17 protein-coding genes and 1 pseudogene are annotated in these 20,298 nt (G+C 72.5%); 5 read left to right on the top strand and 13 right to left on the bottom strand.

Annotated features, from left to right (window positions below):
* Positions 1-54: 54 nt before the first annotated feature.
* Entirely contained in the window at positions 55-1,518 is a 1,464-nt protein-coding gene (locus ABZ822_RS15075; protein WP_360852657.1) for an NCS2 family permease, read from the top strand.
* A 104-nt stretch (positions 1,519-1,622) separates the two neighbouring features.
* Here the strand turns inward: ABZ822_RS15075 and ABZ822_RS15070 are convergent, their stop codons facing one another.
* Positions 1,623-2,045, bottom strand: a complete 423-nt coding sequence (locus tag ABZ822_RS15070) for a hypothetical protein (RefSeq protein ID WP_360852654.1) — start codon at positions 2,043-2,045, stop codon at positions 1,623-1,625.
* A 294-nt stretch (positions 2,046-2,339) separates the two neighbouring features.
* Between ABZ822_RS15070 and ABZ822_RS15065 the strand changes: the two genes are divergently transcribed.
* Positions 2,340-3,872: an aldehyde dehydrogenase (NADP(+)) gene (locus tag ABZ822_RS15065; protein WP_360852651.1), complete on the top strand. Its 1,533-nt coding sequence runs from the start codon at positions 2,340-2,342 to the stop codon at positions 3,870-3,872.
* 155 nt (positions 3,873-4,027) lie between these two features.
* Positions 4,028-5,092, top strand: coding sequence for an aminotransferase class V-fold PLP-dependent enzyme (locus ABZ822_RS15060; RefSeq protein WP_360852648.1), 1,065 nt, complete (start codon positions 4,028-4,030; stop codon positions 5,090-5,092).
* 123 nt (positions 5,093-5,215) lie between these two features.
* Here ABZ822_RS15060 and thpD read toward each other — a convergent pair whose 3' ends face one another.
* From thpD to ectA, 4 genes are all read right to left on the bottom strand, one after another.
* On the bottom strand, positions 5,216-6,115 hold the full coding sequence (gene thpD, locus ABZ822_RS15055) for an ectoine hydroxylase (RefSeq protein ID WP_360852645.1): 900 nt from the start codon (positions 6,113-6,115) through the stop codon (positions 5,216-5,218).
* Between the two features lie 64 nt (positions 6,116-6,179).
* Entirely contained in the window at positions 6,180-6,593 is a 414-nt protein-coding gene (locus ABZ822_RS15050; protein WP_360852642.1) for an ectoine synthase, read from the bottom strand.
* Between the two features lie 118 nt (positions 6,594-6,711).
* A complete protein-coding gene (gene ectB, locus ABZ822_RS15045) occupies positions 6,712-7,980 on the bottom strand; it encodes a diaminobutyrate--2-oxoglutarate transaminase (RefSeq protein ID WP_360852639.1) in 1,269 nt (422 codons plus the stop codon).
* A 61-nt stretch (positions 7,981-8,041) separates the two neighbouring features.
* A complete protein-coding gene (ectA, locus tag ABZ822_RS15040) occupies positions 8,042-8,611 on the bottom strand; it encodes a diaminobutyrate acetyltransferase (RefSeq protein WP_360852636.1) in 570 nt (189 codons plus the stop codon).
* 379 nt (positions 8,612-8,990) lie between these two features.
* Between ectA and ABZ822_RS15035 the strand changes: the two genes are divergently transcribed.
* Complete coding sequence (locus ABZ822_RS15035) at positions 8,991-10,079, top strand: amidohydrolase family protein (protein WP_360852633.1); 1,089 nt, start codon at positions 8,991-8,993, stop codon at positions 10,077-10,079.
* Positions 10,080-10,096: 17 nt separating this feature from the next.
* On the opposite strand, the gene ABZ822_RS15030 is transcribed toward ABZ822_RS15035, so the two are convergent.
* Positions 10,097-10,972 carry an isocitrate lyase/phosphoenolpyruvate mutase family protein gene (locus tag ABZ822_RS15030; protein ID WP_360852630.1) on the bottom strand — a complete coding sequence of 292 codons (876 nt, stop codon included), beginning with the start codon at positions 10,970-10,972 and terminating at the stop codon, positions 10,097-10,099.
* 398 nt (positions 10,973-11,370) lie between these two features.
* Between ABZ822_RS15030 and ABZ822_RS15025 the strand changes: the two genes are divergently transcribed.
* Positions 11,371-12,312, top strand: a complete 942-nt coding sequence (locus ABZ822_RS15025) for an SCO1860 family LAETG-anchored protein (RefSeq protein ID WP_360853336.1) — start codon at positions 11,371-11,373, stop codon at positions 12,310-12,312.
* Positions 12,313-12,562: 250 nt separating this feature from the next.
* Here the strand turns inward: ABZ822_RS15025 and cobC are convergent, their stop codons facing one another.
* The 7 genes and pseudogenes from cobC to ABZ822_RS14990 all read right to left on the bottom strand — a co-directional run bounded on the left by cobC (position 12,563) and on the right by ABZ822_RS14990 (position 20,209).
* The gene (cobC, locus tag ABZ822_RS15020; protein WP_360852627.1) at positions 12,563-13,804 is read right to left on the bottom strand and encodes an Rv2231c family pyridoxal phosphate-dependent protein CobC; all 1,242 of its coding nucleotides are present in this window, start codon (positions 13,802-13,804) and stop codon (positions 12,563-12,565) included.
* Positions 13,805-14,105: 301 nt separating this feature from the next.
* Positions 14,106-15,071, bottom strand: coding sequence for a sirohydrochlorin chelatase (locus tag ABZ822_RS15015; protein WP_360852624.1), 966 nt, complete (start codon positions 15,069-15,071; stop codon positions 14,106-14,108).
* Between the two features lie 194 nt (positions 15,072-15,265).
* Positions 15,266-15,655: pseudogene (locus ABZ822_RS15010) on the bottom strand (cobalamin biosynthesis protein); the annotation flags it as partial.
* 96 nt (positions 15,656-15,751) lie between these two features.
* A complete protein-coding gene (locus ABZ822_RS15005; RefSeq protein ID WP_360853333.1) occupies positions 15,752-17,104 on the bottom strand; it encodes a cobyrinate a,c-diamide synthase in 1,353 nt (450 codons plus the stop codon).
* A gap of 110 nt (positions 17,105-17,214) precedes the next feature.
* Positions 17,215-17,811: a cob(I)yrinic acid a,c-diamide adenosyltransferase gene (cobO, locus tag ABZ822_RS15000; RefSeq protein WP_360852621.1), complete on the bottom strand. Its 597-nt coding sequence runs from the start codon at positions 17,809-17,811 to the stop codon at positions 17,215-17,217.
* On the bottom strand, positions 17,811-20,087 hold the full coding sequence (locus ABZ822_RS14995) for a putative cobaltochelatase (protein WP_360852618.1): 2,277 nt from the start codon (positions 20,085-20,087) through the stop codon (positions 17,811-17,813). Before ABZ822_RS14995 ends, cobO begins: the two co-directional genes overlap by 1 nt.
* Complete coding sequence (locus tag ABZ822_RS14990; protein ID WP_360852615.1) at positions 20,084-20,209, bottom strand: hypothetical protein; 126 nt, start codon at positions 20,207-20,209, stop codon at positions 20,084-20,086. The genes ABZ822_RS14995 and ABZ822_RS14990 overlap by 4 nt, the downstream gene beginning before the upstream one ends.
* Positions 20,210-20,298: the final 89 nt, after the last annotated feature.

Genomic DNA, 20,298 nt, shown 5'->3' with positions numbered 1-20,298 from the left:
AACATGGCGTGGACAATTCCACTACTCCATCTGCCCGTCCGCTGAGGGAGCGCCATGTCCGGACACGTCACCCCCCACACCCACAGGCACGCAGCACCACCACCGACCGATTCCCAAGGGCCGGTCGACCGCTGGTTCCGGATCAGCCAGCGCGGATCGACCTATGCGCGCGAGATACGCGGTGGCATGGCGACATTCTTCACGATGGCCTACATCATCGTGCTGAATCCCATCATCCTGGGTGGCGCAACCGATAAATTCGGCCATCAGCTGACAGGGCCCCAACTGGTCACCTCCACCGCGCTGGTGGCGGCCGTCATGACGTTCATCATGGGTGTCGGTGGCAACCTCCCGCTCGCCATCGCCACCGGCCTCGGACTCAACGCCGTCGTGGCCTTCCAGCTCGCCCCCCTCATGAGCTGGCAGGACGCGATGGGCCTGGTGGTCCTCGAGGGCATCGTCATCTCCTTGCTGGTCGTCACGGGACTGCGCGAGGCGGTGATGTACTCGATACCGCAGCCGCTCAAGCAGGCCATCAGTGTCGGCATCGGCCTCTTCATCGCCTTCATCGGCTTCATCGACGCCGGCTTCATCACCCGTATTCCGGGTGACACCGGCACCGTGCCGGTCCAGCTCGGCGACGGCGGCCGGCTGATCGGCTGGCCCGTGGTGGTCTTCTGCATCGGCGTCCTGCTCACCGTCGCCCTGATGGCGCGCAAGATCCGCGGCGCGCTCCTCATCGGCATCCTCTCCATGACGGCCCTGGCGATCGTGATCAACGAGATCGTCGACATCAACCCCGCCGCGTGGGGCGTCACCGAGCCGCGCCTGCCCGACGACATCGTCGCCGCCCCCGACTTCGGACTGCTCGGCTCCTTCAGCCTCTTCGGCGCGTTCGAGCAGGTCGGCATCATCACGGTCGTCCTGCTCGTCTTCACCCTCGTGCTCAGCGACTTCTTCGACACGATGGGCACGATCGTCGGCGTCACCAACGAGGCCGGGCTGCTCGACGAGCGGGGCCGGGTCCCCAACCTCGGCCGGGTGCTGCTGATCGACGGCGCCGCCGCCATCGCGGGCGGCGCGGCCTCCTCGTCCTCCAGCACCAGCTACATCGAGTCCGCCGCGGGTGTCGGCGAGGGAGCCCGTACGGGTCTGGCCAGCGTCGTCACCGGCGGCCTCTTCGCGGTCGCGCTGTTCCTCACCCCGCTCGCCACCGTCGTCCCGGCCCAAGCCGCCGCGCCCGCGCTGATCGTCGTGGGCTTCCTCCTGATGTCGCAGGTCCGGCACATCGACTGGGAGCACTACGAGATCGCGATCCCGGCGTTCCTCACGATCACCGTCATGCCGTTCACGTACTCCATCACCAACGGCATCGGTGCCGGCTTCATCGCCTACGCCGTGATCCAGACGGTGCTCGGCCGGGCGCGCGCGGTGCACCCGCTGATGTGGGGCACCTCGCTGCTCTTCGCGATCTACTTCGCGATCGAGCCGGTCGAGCAGCTCCTCGGGGTCAAGTGACCTGATTCCGCTGGATGCCGGTCGCCCCCGGACGGACCACCGAGACGGTCCGCCGGGGGCGCCGCGCGTGCGGGCTCGGTCGGGTCACCCCTCTCTCCGGGGACTCAGACCGCCTGCGCGTTCGCGGCGGGTGCCTTCTCCCGGCGCAGCGCCGATGCGGTCGCCACCGCGCCCAGACCTTCCCAGAGCCCGATGCCCAGGAACGGGGCCGGCGCGGTCCCGGCCAGCACGAGCAGCGTGAACACGGTGCAGGTGAGCAGCCGGAAGGGCACCGTCCAGCGGAAGAAGGGCCGCCAGTCGGCGAGCGCCGCCAGCACGTAGTAGACGCCCATGTTCAGCGCGGCCATCGAGGAGGCCGCCAGGAACGCGGTCGTGTGATCGCCCTCGGGGCGCTCGCCGTCCACCGCTTCGAGGCCGAGCAGCGCGAGCTGGACGTCCGGGGCGGCCAGACCTACCAGCCCCATGACGGCGGCGAGGACGCCGAAGACCGCCATGGTCCAGCCGGAGGGGGAACGGGGCATTCTCATACGGGGGCTCATCCGCGCACTCATGTGTGCATCCTCGCCGGACACCGGGTGCCGACGGGGGGCGGCGCCCGAATACGGTCACCGCCGCGCGCGGACCGTCACGAAGAACTCCGGCCATTCCACGGTGCGGGCCGCGGACTTGACCTGGGCTCCCTCCGACTCGGCGACCGGCGTCGCCCTTGACCCTCTCGTTCGACCGGAAATAGAGTCCCGCCAGTATTCCGAGTTTCAGCATGAGGAACAACGTTCAGTATCTTGAACATCACCTCATGTGCGCCGGCAGGAGGATCCGCCGTGTCAGCCCCAGTGTGGAGTGTCGACCCCCGAACCGGTAAGCAACGGGAGCAGGTTGCGGTCGAGGCCACGGCGGAGGAGGTCGACCGGACCGTCCGTGCCGCGCACGCCGCCCGTGACGCCCTCGCCGACCGGGCCGTGCGCGCCGCGTTCCTCCGTACCGCCGCGGACCTGTTCGACGAGGCCGGTGAGTTCGTCATCGAGGCCGCCGACGCGGAGACCGCGCTCGGCCCCGGCCGTCTGACCGGCGAGCTGGCCCGTACGACCTACCAACTGCGTTCCTTCGCGCGGGTCGTGGAGGAGGGCGCGTTCCTGGACGTCGCCATCGACCACGCGGACCCCGACGCGGGACCGGTGCCCCGCCCCGACCTGCGGCGCTACAAGGTGCCGCTCGGTGTCGTCGCCGTCTACGCCGCGAGCAACTTCCCCCTCGCCTTCTCCGTGCCCGGCGGCGACACCGCCAGCGCGCTCGCCGCGGGCTGCCCCGTCGTCGTCAAGGCGCACCCCGACCACCCCGGCACCTCCGAGGTGTGCGCCTCCGTCCTGCGCAGGGCGGCCGCGCGGCACGGCCTGCCCGAGGGCGTGGTCGGCCTGGTGCACGGCTTCGACGCCGGACTCGACCTGGTGCGGCACCCCCTGGTCTCCGCGGCCGGGTTCACCGGCTCCGTCCGCGGCGGACGGGCCCTCTTCGACGCCGCGGCCGCACGGCCGGTGCCCATCCCGTTCCACGGCGAGCTCGGCAGCCTCAACCCCGTCGTCGTCACCGAGAGCGCGGCGGGGGAGCGCGCCGAGGAGCTCGGCGCGGGACTCGCCGCCTCGATGACGCTCGGCGCGGGCCAGTTCTGCACCAAGCCCGGCCTGGTCCTCGCCCCCGCGGGCGAGGCAGGGGACCGGCTGGTCGAGTCCCTGACCAAGGCCGTCAGCGACACCGCGGAGGGCGTCCTGCTCGATCTGCGGATGCGGGAGGCGTTCGTCGCGGGCGTACGCGACCGGATGGCGCTCCCGGACGTCAGCAGCCCCGTCACCCCCGGCGAGAGCGGCGAGACCGCCGTCGCCGCGGGCTTCCTCACCGTCCCGGCCGCCCGCCTCGCCGCCGGGGACGATCACGCGCTGCTGCTGGAGGAGTGCTTCGGCCCCGTCACGGTCGTCGCCCGCTACGAGGACGAGGCCGAGATCGCGGCGGTCGTCGGGCGCCTGACGGGCAGCCTCACCGCCACCGTCCACCTCGGGGACGCGGAGGCGGCCGAGGACGGCGGCCGTGCGGCCCGGCTGCTGGCCGCGCTGACCCCGCTCGCCGGACGGGTCCTCGTGGGCGGCTGGCCCACCGGGGTCGCCGTTGCACCGGCGCAGCACCACGGCGGTCCGTACCCCGCCACCACCTCGACCTCGACATCGGTCGGCTCCACGGCCGTCGAGCGCTGGCTGCGGCCGGTGACCTTCCAGACCACCCCCGACGCCCTGCTCCCGCCGGAGCTGCGGGAAGGCAATCCGCTGGGCCTGCCGCGGCGCGTGAACGGCGTACGCGAGGGCTGAGACGGGCGCCGGAACACCTCGTATGCGGCGGATCGCCCCGCCGCATACGGCTGCCCGGACCGTATACCCGCAGGTCAGAGACCACGCATAAGGATTGCTTGGGGAAATGCTGTAGATCTCAGCAATAGACGAGGGGTTCGGCGGGCCCCATAGTGATGGGCATGGAGAAGAGCCTCGGCGGCGCCGAGTTCGCGCCCCAGACGACCTACCTCAACACCGCTTCCAACGGACTCATCCCCGCACGAGCCGTAGCCGCGATGCGCGCCTCGGTGGAGGATGCGGCCGCGGGCAGGCCGGTGGACCACTTCAGCGCGGTCGAAGCCTCCAGGGCCACGTACGCCCGGCTGGCCCGGGTGCCCGCCGAACGCGTCGCCGCCGGCGGCTCGGTCGCCGTCTACGCAGGACTGATCGCGACATCCCTGCCCTCCGGCGCCGAAGTCCTCGTCGCCGACGGTGACTTCAGCTCGCTGGTCAACCCCTTCACCGTCCGCCCCGATCTCACCGTGCGCAGCGCCCCGCTCGACGAGCTGGCCGCGGCCGTACGCGAGGAGACCGCACTCGTCGCGGTCAGCGCGGCCCAGTCCGCGAACGGCCGGATCGCCGACCTCGAGGCCGTACGGTCCGCCGCCCGCGCGCACGGGGCCCGGACGCTGATCGACGCCTCCCAGGCGGCGGGGTGGCTCTCGCTGAACGCCGGGGACCACGACTACACCGTGACCGTCGGCTTCAAGTGGCTGATGTGCCCGCGGGGCGTCGCCTTCCTCACCGTCCCCGAGGATCTCGGGGGCCTCGTGCCCGTCTTCGCCGGTTGGGTCGCGGGCGAGAAGCCGTGGGACAGCTGCTACGGACCGGTCGAGGAACTCGCCCGTTCCGCACGCCGCTTCGACGAGAGCCCGAGCCTGTCCAGCTACGCCGCGGCCGAGCACTCCCTCGCCCTCATCGAGGAGCTGGGCACCGACACCATCCACGCCCACGACGCCGCGCTGGCCGACCGGTTCCGTGCGGGCCTCGCGGAGCTCGGGCAGCAGCCCGTCCCGGCGCCGGGCTCACCGATCGTCTCCGTCCCCGGGCTGGGGCACGCGGCGGAAGCGCTCTCGAAGGCCGGGGTCGAGGTCTCGGCACGCGCCGGCAACCTCCGCGCCGCGTTCCACCTCTACAACACCTCGGCGGATGTGGACCGTCTGCTGGACGTGCTGTCCGGCAGCCTCTCCGCGCGCTGACGGTACGGCGCGCGGGCCGATCGGACGGACAGACGGAAGCCCCGCCCTGACACGCACCACGTCAGGGCGGGGCTTCCGGCTTCCGGCGGGGCGCCCGGAGCGCGAACTCCGGGCGCCGACGGCTCACTTCACCGGGGTGAAGTCCCGTGCGCCGATGAAATCGGGACGGCGGATCGGTGCCGCGAACGGCTCCACGGCCTCATTGTCCACGCTGTTGAAGACGATGAAGACGTTGCTGCGCGGGAAGGGCGTGATGTTGTCGCCCGAACCGTGCATGCAGTTGCAGTCGAACCACGTCGCGGACCCGGCCCCGCCGGTGAACAGCTTGATGCCGTGCTTGCCGGCGAAGTCCGTCAGGGCCTCGTCCGACGGCGTGCCCGCGTCCTGCATCTGCAGCGACTTCTTGTAGTTGTCCTTCGGCGTAGCCCCCGCACAGCCGAGGAAGGTCCGGTGCGAGCCTGGCATGATCATCAGGCCGCCGTTGGTGTCGTAGTTCTCGGTCAGGGCGATCGAGACGGACACCGTACGCATGTTGGGCAGGCCGTCCTCGGCGTGCCAGGTCTCGAAGTCCGAGTGCCAGTAGAAGCCCGAAGCACCGAAGCCGGGCTTCACGTTGATCCGGCTCTGGTGGACGTACACGTCCGAGCCGAGGATCTGGCGGGCCCGGCCCACCACACGGGGGTCGCGCACGAGCTGCGCGAACACCTCGCTGATCCTGTGCACCTCGAACACGGTCCGTACGTCCTTCGACCGGGGCTCGATGATCGAGCGCTCGTCGGCGTGGACGGTGGGGTCGTGGACCAACCGGTCCAGTTCGGCCCGGTAGGTGGCGACCTCGTCCGGAGTGATGAGCTGGTCGACCGTCAGGAAACCGTCACGGTCGAAATTGCTCAGATCCGACGGCTGGATGGGGCCAGGGGCCCCAGGCTCCGACCACACGACCGGGTCGAGACGCGGCGTAGCGACCTCGGTGGCGCCGCGTGTCGGGTACAGGTCGGTCGTTCGCTCGGGTGCGGTTGTCATGGTGGTGCTCCTTCTCCTCTCGTACGGCCCTGTCAGTCAAGTGCCCTTTCGGTTGCGGGACAGGTCAGTTCCCCGAGGGCTCCGCAGGCTCGGTGAGCAGCGGGTAGACACCGTTCTCGTCGTGGTCCTCACGGCCGGTGACCGGCGGGTTGAAGACACAGACGACACGGAAGTCCGTCTTCGGGCGCAGGGTGTGGCGCTCGTGCCCGTCCAGGAGGTACATCGTGCCGGGAGTGATGACGTGCTTCTCGCCGGTCTCGTCGTTGGTCAGCTCGGCCTCACCCTCGACGCAGAGCACCGCCTCGATGTGGTTGGCGTACCACATCGAGGTCTCGGTCCCCGCGTAGAGGACGGTCTCGTGCAGGGAGAAGCCCACGCGCTCACGGGCGAGCACGATGCGCTTGCTCTCCCAGGTGCCGGAAGCGGACTTCACATGCCGCTCGGTTCCCTCGATGTCCTTGAAGGATCGGACGATCACGGTGATTTGTGCCTTTCTTCTCTACGGTCGGCGGTGTGCGGCCGACGGTCAAGGTCTTCCGGTCCCCGGAACGGCCCGGCCGCCCACGACGAGCGGCCGGGCCGTCCCGGCGGGATGATCAGGCCGTCTCGCGTACCGCCCTGGCGAGGGTGCGCAGACCCTCGTCCAGCTCGTCGGGCGAGATCGTCAGTGCGGGAAGCAGTTTGACGACCTCGCTCTGGGGGCCCGAGGTCTCCACGAGGAGCCCCAGTTCGAAGGCGCGGGCGGCGATGGCGCTCGCGCGGGTCTTGTCGGCGAACTCGATGCCCCAGACCAGTCCGCGGCCGCGGAAGTCGGGCTCGAGGTCGGGGTGCTCGTCGGCGATGGCGCGCAGGGCCTGCTCGACCTGCTCGCCGCGGGCCAGGGTCTGCTTCTCCATCTGGCCGTCGGCCCAGTAGGTGTCCAGCGCGGCGGCGGCGGTGACGAAGGCCGGGTTGTTGCCGCGGAAGGTGCCGTTGTGCTCGCCCGGCTCCCAGATGTCCAGCTCCGGCTTGAACAGCGTCAGCGCCAGGGGCAGGCCGTAGCCGCTGATGGACTTGGAGACGGTGACGATGTCCGGGACGATGCCGGCTTCCTCGAAGGAGAAGAAGGCACCGGTGCGGCCGCAGCCCATCTGGATGTCGTCGACGATGAGCAGCATGTCGCGCCGCTTGCACAGCTCGGAGAGGTTGCGCAGCCATTCGGCGCGGGCGACGTTGATGCCGCCTTCGCCCTGCACGGTCTCCACGATCACGGCGGCGGGCTGGTTCAGGCCCGAGCCCTGGTCCTCCAGCAGCCGCTCGAACCACAGGAAGTCCGGGACGGAGTCGTCCAGGTAGTGGTCGAAGGGCATCGGGGTGCCGTGGACCAGCGGGATGCCCGCGCCGGCGCGCTTGAAGGCGTTGCCGGTGACGGCGAGCGAGCCCAGCGACATGCCGTGGAAGGCGTTGGTGAAGGACACGATCGACTCGCGGCCCTTGACCTTACGGGCCAGCTTCAGCGCCGACTCCACGGCGTTGGTGCCCGTCGGGCCCGGGAACATCACCTTGTACGGCAGGTCACGCGGCCGCAGGACGATGTTCTGGAACGCCTCGAGGAAGGCGCGTTTGGCCGTCGTCGACATGTCCAGACCGTGCGTGACGCCGTCACGCTCGATGTAGTCGATGAGGGCACGTTTCAGCACCGGGTTGTTGTGGCCGTAGTTCAGTGACCCCGCACCGGCGAAGAAGTCGAGGTAGGTATGGCCGTCCTCGTCGTACATGTAGCTGCCCTGTGCACGGTCGAAGACGGTGGGCCAGCTGCGGCAGTAGCTGCGCACCTCCGACTCCAGGGTCTCGAAGACACTCAGGTCGGGCTGGGTGATGGTCACAGCATGCTCCTGGGAGATGAGTGGGGAGAGGGAGAAGTCTTGGGGGCCTGGGGAGGCGGGCCTAGGGGGCCGCGGTCGCGAGCGGCGCGAGGGGGCCGATCTTGTACAGCACCTCGGGCTCGTGACCGCCATCAGGGAAGAGGCCGCCGTGGAACAGCACCTCGCGGTCGACCGATGCGCCGTGGCGCTCGGCGAAGGAGGTGAACAGGCGGTTGGAGGCGGTGTTGTCGGGGGTGATCGTGGTTTCCACGCGGCGCACGCCCAGCTCCTCGGTCACGCGGGCGGTCAGCCCGTCCAGGAGGGAGGCGGCCAGCCCCCGGCCACGCTGGGACCGGTCGACGGCGACCTGCCAGACGACCAGGGTCTGGGGGCGCTCGGGGCGGATGTAGCCGGTGACGAACCCGACGGGCTCGCCGCCGTCCTCGTCGCGCGCCACCACGGAGGTGGCCGCGAAGTCACGGCACCACAGGAGGTAGCTGTACGAGGAGTTGAGGTCGAGCACCTGGGAGTCGCGGGCGATGCGCCAGATCGCGGCTCCGTCCTCGACCCGCGGGGTGTCGATCACAATCCCCTCCGGTATTTCGAGGAATTCTCTTCGGGCGCCTGCAAGGTCTGCTTGTGCGGCGGTCATGCGTATTCAATTTACCCAGGCCAAATGAAAAATGCATCGCGAGAAGGGGTTCCGCTACAGCCTGCTCTGTGGTATCGCGCGTGGGCGGGCGTGCGCACGGGCCTACGAGGGTTTATGCTGGTTTGACCAGGACGATCCGGACGAAGCGGACTGCTTGTGAAGTGTGTCACGCGTCCGTAACGCCTGTGAGATCCGTCCGAATTATGGAGCCTCGTGTTAGCAAAACTCTAGCGTTTGGCACCCGAAAAAGCGGGCAGAAGAATACGGGGCGCTACGCTTCTGAGGAATTGGAAATTCGCCCTCGGAAGATAACCCGGATTTGCTCTCCCGGGGAAGATCTGGATGCGGTTTCCGTGCACGGACTCGTACAGTGCGTGCCATGAGCGAGAGCGCGGTGCTGCACATCAAGGGGCGGGTGCTGGCCGGACCCGACGACGTCCGGGACGAGCTGTGGGTGGTGGACGGGAGGATCTCCTACGAGCGGCCCGCCGCACGGGACGCCGGAACCCTCTCCGGCTGGGCCCTCCCCGGTCTCGTCGACGCCCACTGCCACGTCGGGCTCGACGCCCACGGCGCTGTCGACGAATCGACCAGCGAGAAGCAGGCCCTTACCGACCGCGACGCGGGAGCCCTGCTGCTGCGCGACGCCGGATCCCCCGCGGACACCCGCTGGGTCGACGACCGGGAGGACCTGCCGAAGATCATCCGTGCAGGGCGTCACATCGCGCGCACCAAGCGCTACATCCGCAACTACGCCCATGAGATCGAGCCCGAGGACCTCGTCGCCTATGTCGCCCAGGAGGCGCGGCGCGGCGACGGCTGGGTCAAACTCGTGGGGGACTGGATCGACCGCGGGACCGGGGACCTCAGCGCCTGCTGGCCGCGCGGCGCCGTCGAGGCCGCCATCGCCGAGGCCCACCGGCTCGGGGCCCGGGTCACCGCCCACTGCTTCGCCGAGGAGTCGCTCCCCGACCTGGTGGAGGCGGGCATCGACTGCATCGAGCACGCCACCGGGCTGACCGAGGAGACCATCCCGCTCTTCGCCGAGCGCGGCGTCGCGATCGTCCCGACCCTGGTCAACATCGCGACCTTCCCCACGCTCGCCGACGCCGGCGCGGGCAAGTTCCCTCGGTGGGCCGACCACATGCGCCGGCTCCACGCCCGCCGCTACGACACGGTGCGCGCCGCCTACGACGCCGGCATCCCCGTCTACGCGGGCACGGACGCGGGCGGCGGACTCGCCCACGGACTGATCGGCGCGGAGGTCGGGGAACTCGTCACGGCCGGCATCCCGGTGGAGGCCGCGCTGTCGGCGGCGACCTGGGGCGCCAGGGAGTGGCTGGGCAGGCCGGGCCTGACCGAGGGGGCCCCGGCCGACCTGGTGGTCTACGAGACGGATCCGCGCGAGGACGTACGCGTGCTGACCGCGCCGCTCCATGTCGTCCTGCGGGGCCGCGTGGTCGGTTGACGTCCTGGCGCTCCAGGTCAACACAGCTGGCCCGCCGGAGGGGCCGGGGGAGGAGCGTCGGGGAACGGGGCCGCCCCGGAAGGGTCGTTGAGGGGCGGGTCGGCGAAGGCGGCCGCCAGGGCTGCCGCTTCCGCGTACGACGGGATCTCCGCCGCCGGCTCGCTGGGGTGGACGATGCCCCGGGCGAGCTCGACCGCGCCGTGCAGAGAGGCGCGAAAGAGCAGCGAACCGGTGCTGATGCGCCGGACGCCGAGCGCCGCCAGCTCCTCGTAGCGCTGGCGGCCGGGCGCGAACAGGACGTTGAGCGGCAGCGGCGTCCGGGAGACCAGCGCCCTGATCCCGTCCGGGTCCTGCAGTCCGGGCACGAAGATGCCGTCGGCGCCTGCCCGTTCGTACGCCTCGGTCCTGCGGAGCGTCTCGCTCTCCGCGTCGGCCGACTTCAGCCAGTACGTGTCGGTCCGCGCGTTGACGAAGAGCCGTGGTGCGCGCTCCTTCACGGCCGCGATCACGGCGCACTGGTGGTCCTGCGGGGCCAGGGAGCCGTCAGGGCGGCCGTCCTCGATGTTCACACCCACGACTCCCGCGTCGGCGAGACCGGCGGCCGACGCCGCCACCTCGTCGGGCCGTTCGGCGAAACCACCCTCGATGTCGACGGTGATCAGCGCCGGGAGCCGGACGAGACGGCGGGCCAGGGCGAGGGTCCGGTCGCGGGTGGCGCCCTCCGCGTCCGGCAGGCCCGCCGCGGCGGCGACCCCGAGGCTCGTGGTGCCGATGGCGGCGAAGCCGCGGGCGGCGAGCGCGGCCGCGGAGGCGTGGTCCCAGGCGTTGGGCAGGAGCAGCGGACGGTCGGCGTGGTGGAGGTCGCGGAAGGCGGCGAAGCGGTCGTCGGTCACACGCTCATGATGCGGCGAGGGTCTGACAACGGGACGGCGTGGCGCTGTGCGGGATGGTGCGGCGGGCGCGGGGCGACGAGGGCCGGTGTGCGGGCGTCTGTGCGGGCAGGCGCGGGCGTCGCGAGGCCGGTGCGGGAGTGACGCGAGGCCGGTGCGGGCGTCGCGGGGCCGGTGCGGGAGTGACGCGGGGGAACGTACGTGCCGCCGGATTCGAATGCCGAAGCGGAAACCACCCGATGGAGTGAACTCACGCAAGGCCGCTGCCTGTTCACTCTCGGTGCGTAAGTATGACGAGCATCGAGGCCGTCGGCGCACCTTGATGTCCCCCATGGGCGCGCGCCGTTCGGCTCCATGTCTCTTGTGGGGGTTCTACCACCGTGAACAGCTCTGCCTTCAGCATGCCCGCGCGCCGTGCCGCCGCCGTGCTGACCGTCACCGCCCTGGCCGCAGGTCCCGCGGCTCTCATCGGGGCGGTGCCCGCGTCCGCCACCGGCGGGGCCGGCGGCGGAAAGGCCGGTGCGGTCGTGCTCCGCACCGGCCTCGATGTCGACCTGCTCAACAAGACGGTGCACGCGCCGCTCAACGTCGTCCTCAACGAGGTGGACGCCCCGGCGAGCGAGAGCAAGACGGCGCTCACCGCGAAGCTGGACGGGGTCGACCACGGCAAGCCGTTCAGCGTGCTGCGGGCCGATGTCGCCACCGCGAGCGCCACGACGAAGGGCAAGAAGGCCAAGGGCTACGCCAACCTCGTCCGGGCGAAGGTCAATCTGCCCGGCCTTCCCCTGCGGTCGCTGATCGAGGTCGAGCAGGCCACCTCGAAGGCCGTGTGCGAGGCGGGCAAGAAGCCCACCGCCACCTCGAACGTGCTCGGGACCGTACGCGTCCTGGGCAAGAAGGTCACCCTCAGCGCCAGCGGCACGACCGACGTCAAGGTTCCGGGCGTCGGCGAGGTGCGCCTCGACCTCTCCAAGACCTCCACCACCTCCCGCTCGGCCGCGGCCACCGCCCTGGAGCTGGCCGTGTCCGTCAACCCGGCGAAGCTCAACGTCGCCGAGGTGAACGGCAAGGTCACCCTCGTCAAGGCCACGTGCGAGAGCCCCTCGGGCACGCCGTCGACGGAGACGCCCGAGCCCGAGACGCCCGACACCGAGACGCCCGGGGCGGAGAACCCCGAGACCGAGGGGCCGGACATCAGCACCCAGACCGGCAAGGAGGGGTCGGACAACCTCGCCGAGACCGGTGGCAGTTCGAGCACCCCTTACCTGGCGGGCGGTGCCGCACTGCTGATCGCCGCGGGCGGCGGAGCCGTCGTCATGGCCCGTCGGCGTCGCCAGAACTGACGCAGGCGCGTTGATGCCGGGTGTCGGCACCGGGGCCCTGACGCCCAGGTGCTGACACCGGACCGCCGACCCGGGCCCTCCCGGCCCGGGTCGGCGTGCGCACGGCCCGTCCCACGTACGAGTCCGGCCGGCGGTCACGGTCCTGCGTACGAGAACCGGCCGGCGGTCACGGTCCTCGTACGGGGGCGGCCGGTGGTCGCCCGTGCTGCCCGCGGTCCCGCCACACGGTTCCTGTATCCCGGCCGGTCGGTCAGCCCGCTCGGCGTTCGGCGAGGACCTCGGCCAGCGCTTCGGTGAAGCGGTCGGTCGTGCCGCGGTCGCGTACGGCCACCCGCAGCCAGTCGGGACCCAGACCTGGGAACGTGTCGCCACGGCGCACCGCGTACCCCAGGTCGCGCAGCCGCTCCCGTACCGCGTCTGCTCCGGCGACGCGCAGCAGCACGAACGGGCCGGCGGCCGGTTGGCACACGCGGACTTCGTCGAACTCGGCCAGCCGTGCGATGAGATGGGAACGGTCCGACGCCAAGTGGTGTGCGGTGTGCGCGGCTTCGGCGAGCGCGGGCGGTGCGCTGCACGCCTCCGCCGCGGTCAGGGCCGGAGCGGACACCGGCCACAGGGGCTGGGCCTGCTCCAGCGCGGAGACCATGCCGGGTTCGGCGAGGGCGTAACCGATGCGCAGCCCCGCCAGCCCCCAGGTCTTGGTCAGGCTGCGCAGCACGACCAGCCCGGGCAGATCCGTCCGCGAGGCCAGGGACTCGCGCTCACCCGGCACCGCGTCCATGAACGCCTCGTCCACGACGAGGATCCGCCCGGGGCGGGCCAGCCGCGCAAGGTCGTCCGCCGGGTGCAGTACGGAGGTGGGGTTGGTGGGGTTGCCGACCACGACGAGGTCGGCGTCCTCCGGGACCGCGTCCGGCCGGAACCGGAAGCCGTCCTCCTCGTTCAGGACGACCTGCTCCACCGCATGGCCCGCATCCCGCAGAGCCGCTTCGGGCTCCGTGAACTGCGGATGCACGACGACGGCGCGGCGTCCGCGGAAGGCGCGGGCGACCAGCACGAACGCCTCCGCCGCACCGGCCGTCAACAGCACACGGTCCACCGGCAGTTCATGCCGTACGGCCACGGCCTGGCGCGCCGACCGCTGGTCCGGGTAGACGGCGAGCCCGTCGAGAGACGAGGCGATCCGGGCCTTGAGCCAGGTCGGCGGGGTGCCGGCGCGGACGTTGACCGCGAGATCGGTCAGCCCGGCGCCGGCACCCCGGACTTCCGCGTCACCGTGGTGCCGCAGGTCGTGAGCACCGGGCCGCGCTCCCGGGGCGCCCGGGGCGTACGGCGTGTGCGCATACGGCGTGCCTGGATGCGGTGTTTCCCCAGGGCCCGGACCGGGACCCGGACCGCGGCCGGAACCGCGGCCGGGCGCGGCGTGCGGATCGAGTCCGGCTGTCACTTCGGCCGTCGCCTGCGGCTGGTGCGCTGTCTGCGGATCGGGCATGGGGTGCGGCTCCCGCGCTGCGTGCGGATCGGACAGGACGTGCGGCACCGGCACCGGCTGCGGCACCGGTGCAGGCCGCCGGCGGGGCGTGGGCTGCGGACACGGCGACGGCCGCGAACCGGCCGCGGGCGGCGGCCCCGGCGCGGGTGAGGCGTCCGGCACGGGTGAGACGCCCGGCACGGGTGAGACGCCCGGCGCGGAGGCCGGTGCCTTCGTCACGCCCTGTGGGCGCTCCGCGGCGTCCGGACTCGGCGGATGCCGCCGGTCCGGACCGGCCGAAGCCCCCTCCGCCGCGCCGGGTTCAGCGGGCGTGGGCATGTCCGCCGTGGAGGTGATCGCCGCCCTCGGGGCCGTGGCGCCGGTGGTCGTGGTCGCCGGACTCGTCGGCGGGGTGTTCCAGGGGCTGCTCGGGCCGGGCGCCCTCGCCCTCGGAGACCGGGGACGCGCCGCGGTCCGAGCAGGAGGCGCAGGACGTCCCCGAGTCGCCGTCGCCACCCTCGACCGCCTCGCGATAGCGCTCCATGACGGCGTCCGCCAACTCCTCCGCGGACCCGATGACTTCGGCCGGCAGCACGTCCACTTCGGGATGGGCCGCCGCCCAGCCCTCGGTCTGCATCCGTACGCGTTCGGGCAGTCCGCCGGTGAACAGGAAGTACGGCAGGACGACGATGCGGCGTGCTCCGAGCCGTACGCACCGGTCCAGCCCTGAAGGCACGTCCGGCGCCGCCAAGGAGACGAAGGCGGTCTCCACGCCCGCGAATCCGCGGCCCTCCCAGAGCAGCCGCGCGGCCCGGTGCACCTCCGCGTTGGCTCCGGCGTCGGTCGAGCCGCCGCCCACCAGCAGGACCGTCGTCCCGGCGCGGTCGGAGGGCTTACGGGCCCGCTCGCCCAGGGCCTCCTCCAGACGCCGCTCCAGGACCGCCAGCACCTTGGGGTGGGCCCCCAGCGGTCGCCCGTACCGGTACGCGACGCCGGGGTGCCGCTCCTGCTCGCGGGCCAGCGCGGCCGGGACACTGTCCCCGGCGTGCCCGGTCTGTCCGGCGGAGACCAGCGTCAGCGGTACGGCCGCCAGCCGGCGCACGCCCTGCTCGACGAGTTCGGACACGGCGTCCGTCAGCGGCGGTGCGGACCGGTCGGTGAAGCCGCCCGCCACCGGCAGGCCGGGGTTCCGCCGGCGCAGCTCGCGTATGAGGGCGCGGAAGGCCTCGGCCCCCGCTTCGTCACGCGTTCCCTGGGCGGCGATGAGCAGCGCGGGCGGGGTGGTCACGAGTACTCCTCGGTGGTGCGGGGGGAGCCGACCGATCCGGACGGTTCGGGGTACAACGGTGCGTTCAAGGCGGCTGCGCCGACCGCGGAACCGTCTTGGCCCGAGACGTTACTGACGGCGGGGAGACCGTGTGCACCCAGGGGCGTCTTCTTTTCCGGTGCGGCCGAGGCAGGGCCGCTGCCGTCCGCACCGCAGCGGGCCACGGCCGCCGTCGCCCTGGCGGCTCCTCTCCGGGGCGTGGACTTCCGCTTGGGAACGAGGAGTTGGGCCCCGCGCCCCGCGGCGAGCAGCGCGGCGGCCTCCGCGACGCTCGGCGTGCCCAGGGCGGGCAGCGGCGCACGGGACGGGTTGGGCACCGCGACACCGGCCAGTGCCTCGGCCGCGTACGTTCGCAGCTCCACCCCGAGCTCCCGTGCCGCCTCGACGATTCCCGACTCGCCCGCTTTGGCGTCGACCGTCGCCAGCGCGACGACCGACCGCGCCGGGAGTCCCGCCTGGGCGAGGCAGTCCCGGATCAGGCCCAGGACGTCGTCCTTCGCCACCCCGCGGCCCGCTCCGACGCCGACCGTCAGGGAGGGCCGCCGCGCCGCCGGGGATGCCTCGGCGGGCGGAGCTGTCCGGCCGGCGACCGGGGGAAGCCGGTTCCTCACCGTGACGCACCTCCCCGAGCACCGTCGGCCTCACTGTCCGCAACGGTCCACGAACCTGCGGGCGATACCCGGTGCGGCGGCCCAGTGCACATGGACGTACGACGCGTGCACGCCACCCCGGACGAACCCCTCCACGCGCGGCTTCGGCTGGCGCAGGCCCCAGGCGGGCGTCTCGCCGGAGCCGGGCTCGATGACGGTGCGGTGGAACTCGTGCCCGCGCAGACGCGTACCGGCAGGGGCCAGCACGTTGTCCGAGAGCGCGACCGCCTCGCGGTAGCCGAGCGTGAGACGGTCGGACATCCGCGCCTCCGCGCCCAGGACGCCGCACATCGGGCTGCCGTCGAGGGACGTGGACAGATAGAGCAACCCCGCGCATTCGGCGGCCACCGGGGCGCCGGAGTCGGCGAGGGCGGCCACCGCCTTGCGGAGCGGCTCGTTCGCCGACAGCTCCGGGGCGTAGACCTCCGGGAAGCCACCGCCGACGACCAGACCGGTCGTCCCTGGCGGAAGGTCCTCGTCCCGCAAGGGGTCGAAGACCGCCACGTCCGCCCCCGCCACGGAGAGCAGTTCGGACAGCTCGGTGTAGGAGAAGGTGAAGGCGGGGCCCCCGGCGACCGCCACAACGGGGCGGCCGGCGGGCGCCGTTGCGCTCCCTGCCACCGCGGCCGGCGTCGCTGCCGGATCCCAGGGCTCCTCCCACAGCGGCGGGGCGCTGCGGGCCAGGGCCAGCAGAGCCTCCAGATCGCAGCCCGTGCGGATCCGCTCGGCCCACGCGGCGACCGAGCCCGTCGCGTCGCGGTGCCGCTCCGCCGCCGGGATCAGCCCCAGATGACGCGACGGCGTGCTGACGCCGTCGGCTCTCCGCAGGACACCCATGACCGGGACGCCGGACGCCTCCAACGCCTCGCGGAGCAGCGCCTCGTGGCGGTCCGACGCGACCTTGTTGAGGATCACCCCGCCGATTCGCACCTCCGGGTCCCACGAGGCGAAGCCGTGCACCAGCGCCGCGACCGAGCGCGACTGCGACGAGGCGTCGACCACCAGCACCACCGGCGCCCGGAGCAACTTGGCGACGTGCGCTGTCGACGCCAGCTCCCCCTGCCCGGCCGCACCGTCGTACAGCCCCATCACGCCCTCGACGACCGCGAGATCGGCTCCCGCCGCTCCGTGCAGGAACAGCGGGGCGATCAGCTCCGGGCCGCACAGATACGCGTCCAGATTGCGGCCCGGCCGGCCCGTCGCCAGCGCGTGGTAGCCCGGGTCGATGTAGTCCGGGCCCACCTTGTGCGGGGACACCGCGACCCCGCGCTCCGCGAAGGCCGCCATCAGCCCCGACGCCACCGTCGTCTTCCCGGCGCCGGACGAGGGCGCCGCAACGACCAGACGCGGAACGGTGACCGCCGCGGGGCTCGTGCTCCCGCGCGGTGCGACGAACGGAGCCGTGGGTGGTGCGGTCGTCCCCGAAGGAGCCGTTGCGGCAGGGCCGGAGGCTCTCACCACTCGATGCCCCTCTGGCCCTTCTGGCCGGCGTCCATCGGATGCTTGACCTTGGACATGTCGGTGACCAGATCGGCCGCGTCGAGCAGCTTCTCCGGCGCGTTACGCCCGGTGACGACGACGTGCTGCATGCCGGGGCGGTCCCGCAGCACCGACACCACCTCGTCGGTGTCCACCCAGCCCCAGTGCATCGGGTACGCGAACTCGTCCAGCACATAGAGCCGGTATGTCTCCGCCATCAGGTCGCGCTTGACCTGCTCCCAGCCTTCCCGCGCGGCCTCCTCGCTCGACTCGATGTCGCGCTGGACCCACGACCAGCCCTCGCCCATCTTGTGCCATGAGATGGTCCCCCCTTCGCCCGAGTCGCCCAGGACGCGCAGCGCACGCTCCTCACCGACCCGCCATTTCGCGGACTTCACAAACTGGAATACACCGACCGGCCAGTTCTGGTTCCACGCCCGCAGCGCCATCCCGAAGGCAGCGGTCGACTTTCCCTTCCCCACCCCCGTGTGCACCATGAGCAGCGGCCGGTTCCGGCGCTGCCGGGTCGTCAGCCCGTCGTCCGGCACGACACTCGGCTTTCCCTGCGGCATCAGGCGGCCCTCCTCGGCCTCGGTGTTCCTGCTCCCGGCACATCGCGTGCGCCCCGCACGTCCCTCGCGTCGCGAGCCCCCGGCGCACGACGCGCATCGCGACCCCCCGCATCGCGACCCCCCGCATCGCGGCCGCCCACGTCGCGCACCGTGCGGACCAGCGCGGCGACGCTGTCCGCGCGCAGTTCGTCCAACGTGACGGCAGCGCCGCCCAGGTCACGGGCCAGCGCCCCCGCCAGCCCCAGCCGTACCGGACCGGTCTCGCAGTCCACGACCACCGACGCCGTCCCCTCGGCCGCCAGCAACCGGGCGGTCCGCGACGCCTGCGCGACCGGATCCGCGCCGCCCGTGGCCCGGCCGTCGGTCACGACGACCAGCAGCGGCCGTCGCGCCGCGTCCCGCATCCGCTCGATCCGCAGCACCTCGCGGGCCTTCAGCAGCCCGGCGGCCAGCGGCGTACGGCCCCCGGTCGGCAGCTTCTCCAGACGGGCCGCGCCCGCCTCCACCGACGACGTGGGCGGCAGCGCGACCTCAGCTCCCGTACCGCGGAAGGTCACCAGGCCGACCTTGTCGCGGCGTTGGTAGGCGTCGAGGAGCAGCGACAGCACCGCGCCCTTGACCGCGCTCATCCGCTGCCTGGCGGCCATCGACCCGGAGGCGTCCACGACGAACAGCACGAGATTGCCCTCGCGCCCCTCCCGCACCGCCTGCCGCAGGTCGTCCCGCCGCACCAGGAGTCCCGGGCCGGAGCGCCCCCGCGCGTGCTGGTGCGGGGCGGCCGCCCGGACCGTCGCCGCCAGGTGCAGCTTGGTCAGCGCGCCGCGGGGGCGCCGGGCCCCCGTCGTCCGCCCGTGTTCCGTACGGGCCCGGGAGCGCCGTCCGGCGGCGCCGTCACCCAGGCCGGGGACGCTCAACGTGCGCGTACGGAACGGCTCAGCGGCACCCACCGCCGCCTGTTCGTGCCCCTCGCCCACCGGACCGGGGGCGCCGCCGTCGCCGGACGCGTCCGGTGCGTCAGAGGCGTGCGGCTGTTCCCCGGCCTCGGCCTCGCCCCGGCCCGAACCGTCCTCCGTACGAGGCTCCGGGACCGGCGGCTCGGACGCCTGGCCCTCACCGGCCGGGGGCGCCCCGTCGGGAGACGTGTCCGGTGCGTCGCCACCACCGGGCCCAGGGTCCGGGTCCGGATCCGGGTCGGGCTCGGGCTCCGGACCGGGGTCGTCGCCGAACTGCTCCAGCACCTCGTCCAGTTGGTCCTCGTCCAGCCCCGGTGCGTCGAACGGATTGCGCCGGCGCCGGTGCGGCAGCGCCAGCAGCGCGGCCTGCCGCACGTCCTCCTTGAGTACATCCGTGCGCCCCGCCCATGCCGCGAGCGCCGTCGCCGTCCGCGCGGTCACGATGTCCGCGCGCATCCCGTCCACCTCGAACGCGGCGCACACCGCGGCGATCTGCCGCAGCGCCCCGTCCCCGAGCCGCACCGCCGGCAGCAGCGCGCGGGCCGCCGCGATCCGCTCCCGCAGCTCCCGCTCCTCCTGCGCCCACCGCGCGGCGAAGGCGGCGGGATCCTCGTCGTACGCCAGCCGGCGGCGCACGACCTCCACCCGCTGGTCCGGTTCGCGCGAGGCCGCGACCTCCACCGTCAGCCCGAACCGGTCGAGCAACTGCGGCCGCAGTTCGCCCTCTTCCGGGTTCATGGTGCCGACCAGCAGGAAGCGGGAGGCGTGCCGTACGGACACGCCCTCGCGCTCGACGTAGGAGGCGCCCATCGCCGCCGCGTCCAGCAGCAGGTCCACCAGGTGGTCGTGGAGCAGATTGACCTCGTCCACGTACAGCACACCGCGGTGGGCGTCGGCCAGAAGACCCGGTTCGAAGGCCTTCTTGCCCTCCGACAGGGCCCGTTCGATGTCCAGGGCGCCCACCAGCCGGTCCTCGGAGGCGCCGACCGGCAGCTCGACCATCCGGGCCGCCCGCTGTGCGCCCGGACCGTTCTCGTGCGGACCGTCGGGACACGCCGCGTCCGGGGCCGCCGGGTCGCAGGAGAAGCGGCAGCCGGCCACGACGCCGACCGGCGGCATGAGGGCGGCCAGCGCCCGCACCGCGGTGGACTTCGCCGTGCCCTTCTCGCCGCGGACCAGGACGCCGCCGACGGCCGGGGAGACCGCGTTCAGGAGCAGGCCCAGCCGCAGATCGTCCATCCCCACGATCGCCGTGAACGGGTAGTGGGGGACGGCGGAGCGGTCCGCGGCAGCGGGATCGGTGACGGGGGTACGCGTGGTCATGCCTGATGGCCCTCCAGATCGCCTTCGGACTGCGGATGGGTCGCGCGGAGCCGCGCGGGCACCGGGGCCCGCCGGCCGGACAGCGCCGTAGGGGCCGCGCGCCCCGTCTCCCTCTCGCTCACGGTGTCCCGGCCTCCTTGTTCGTTCATGACGGTCCGCACCTCAGTCCCGCCGCCCGGGGAGCGGCAGTTGCCTTCCCTGGCGGGCTCGA

Origin of the sequence: Streptomyces sp. NPDC047108, from assembly GCF_040643575.1 — a bacterium.
GTDB lineage: Bacteria > Actinomycetota > Actinomycetes > Streptomycetales > Streptomycetaceae > Streptomyces.
Note: the sequence above shows the minus strand (reverse complement) of the source record. Positions and strands in the feature narration are given on the sequence as shown.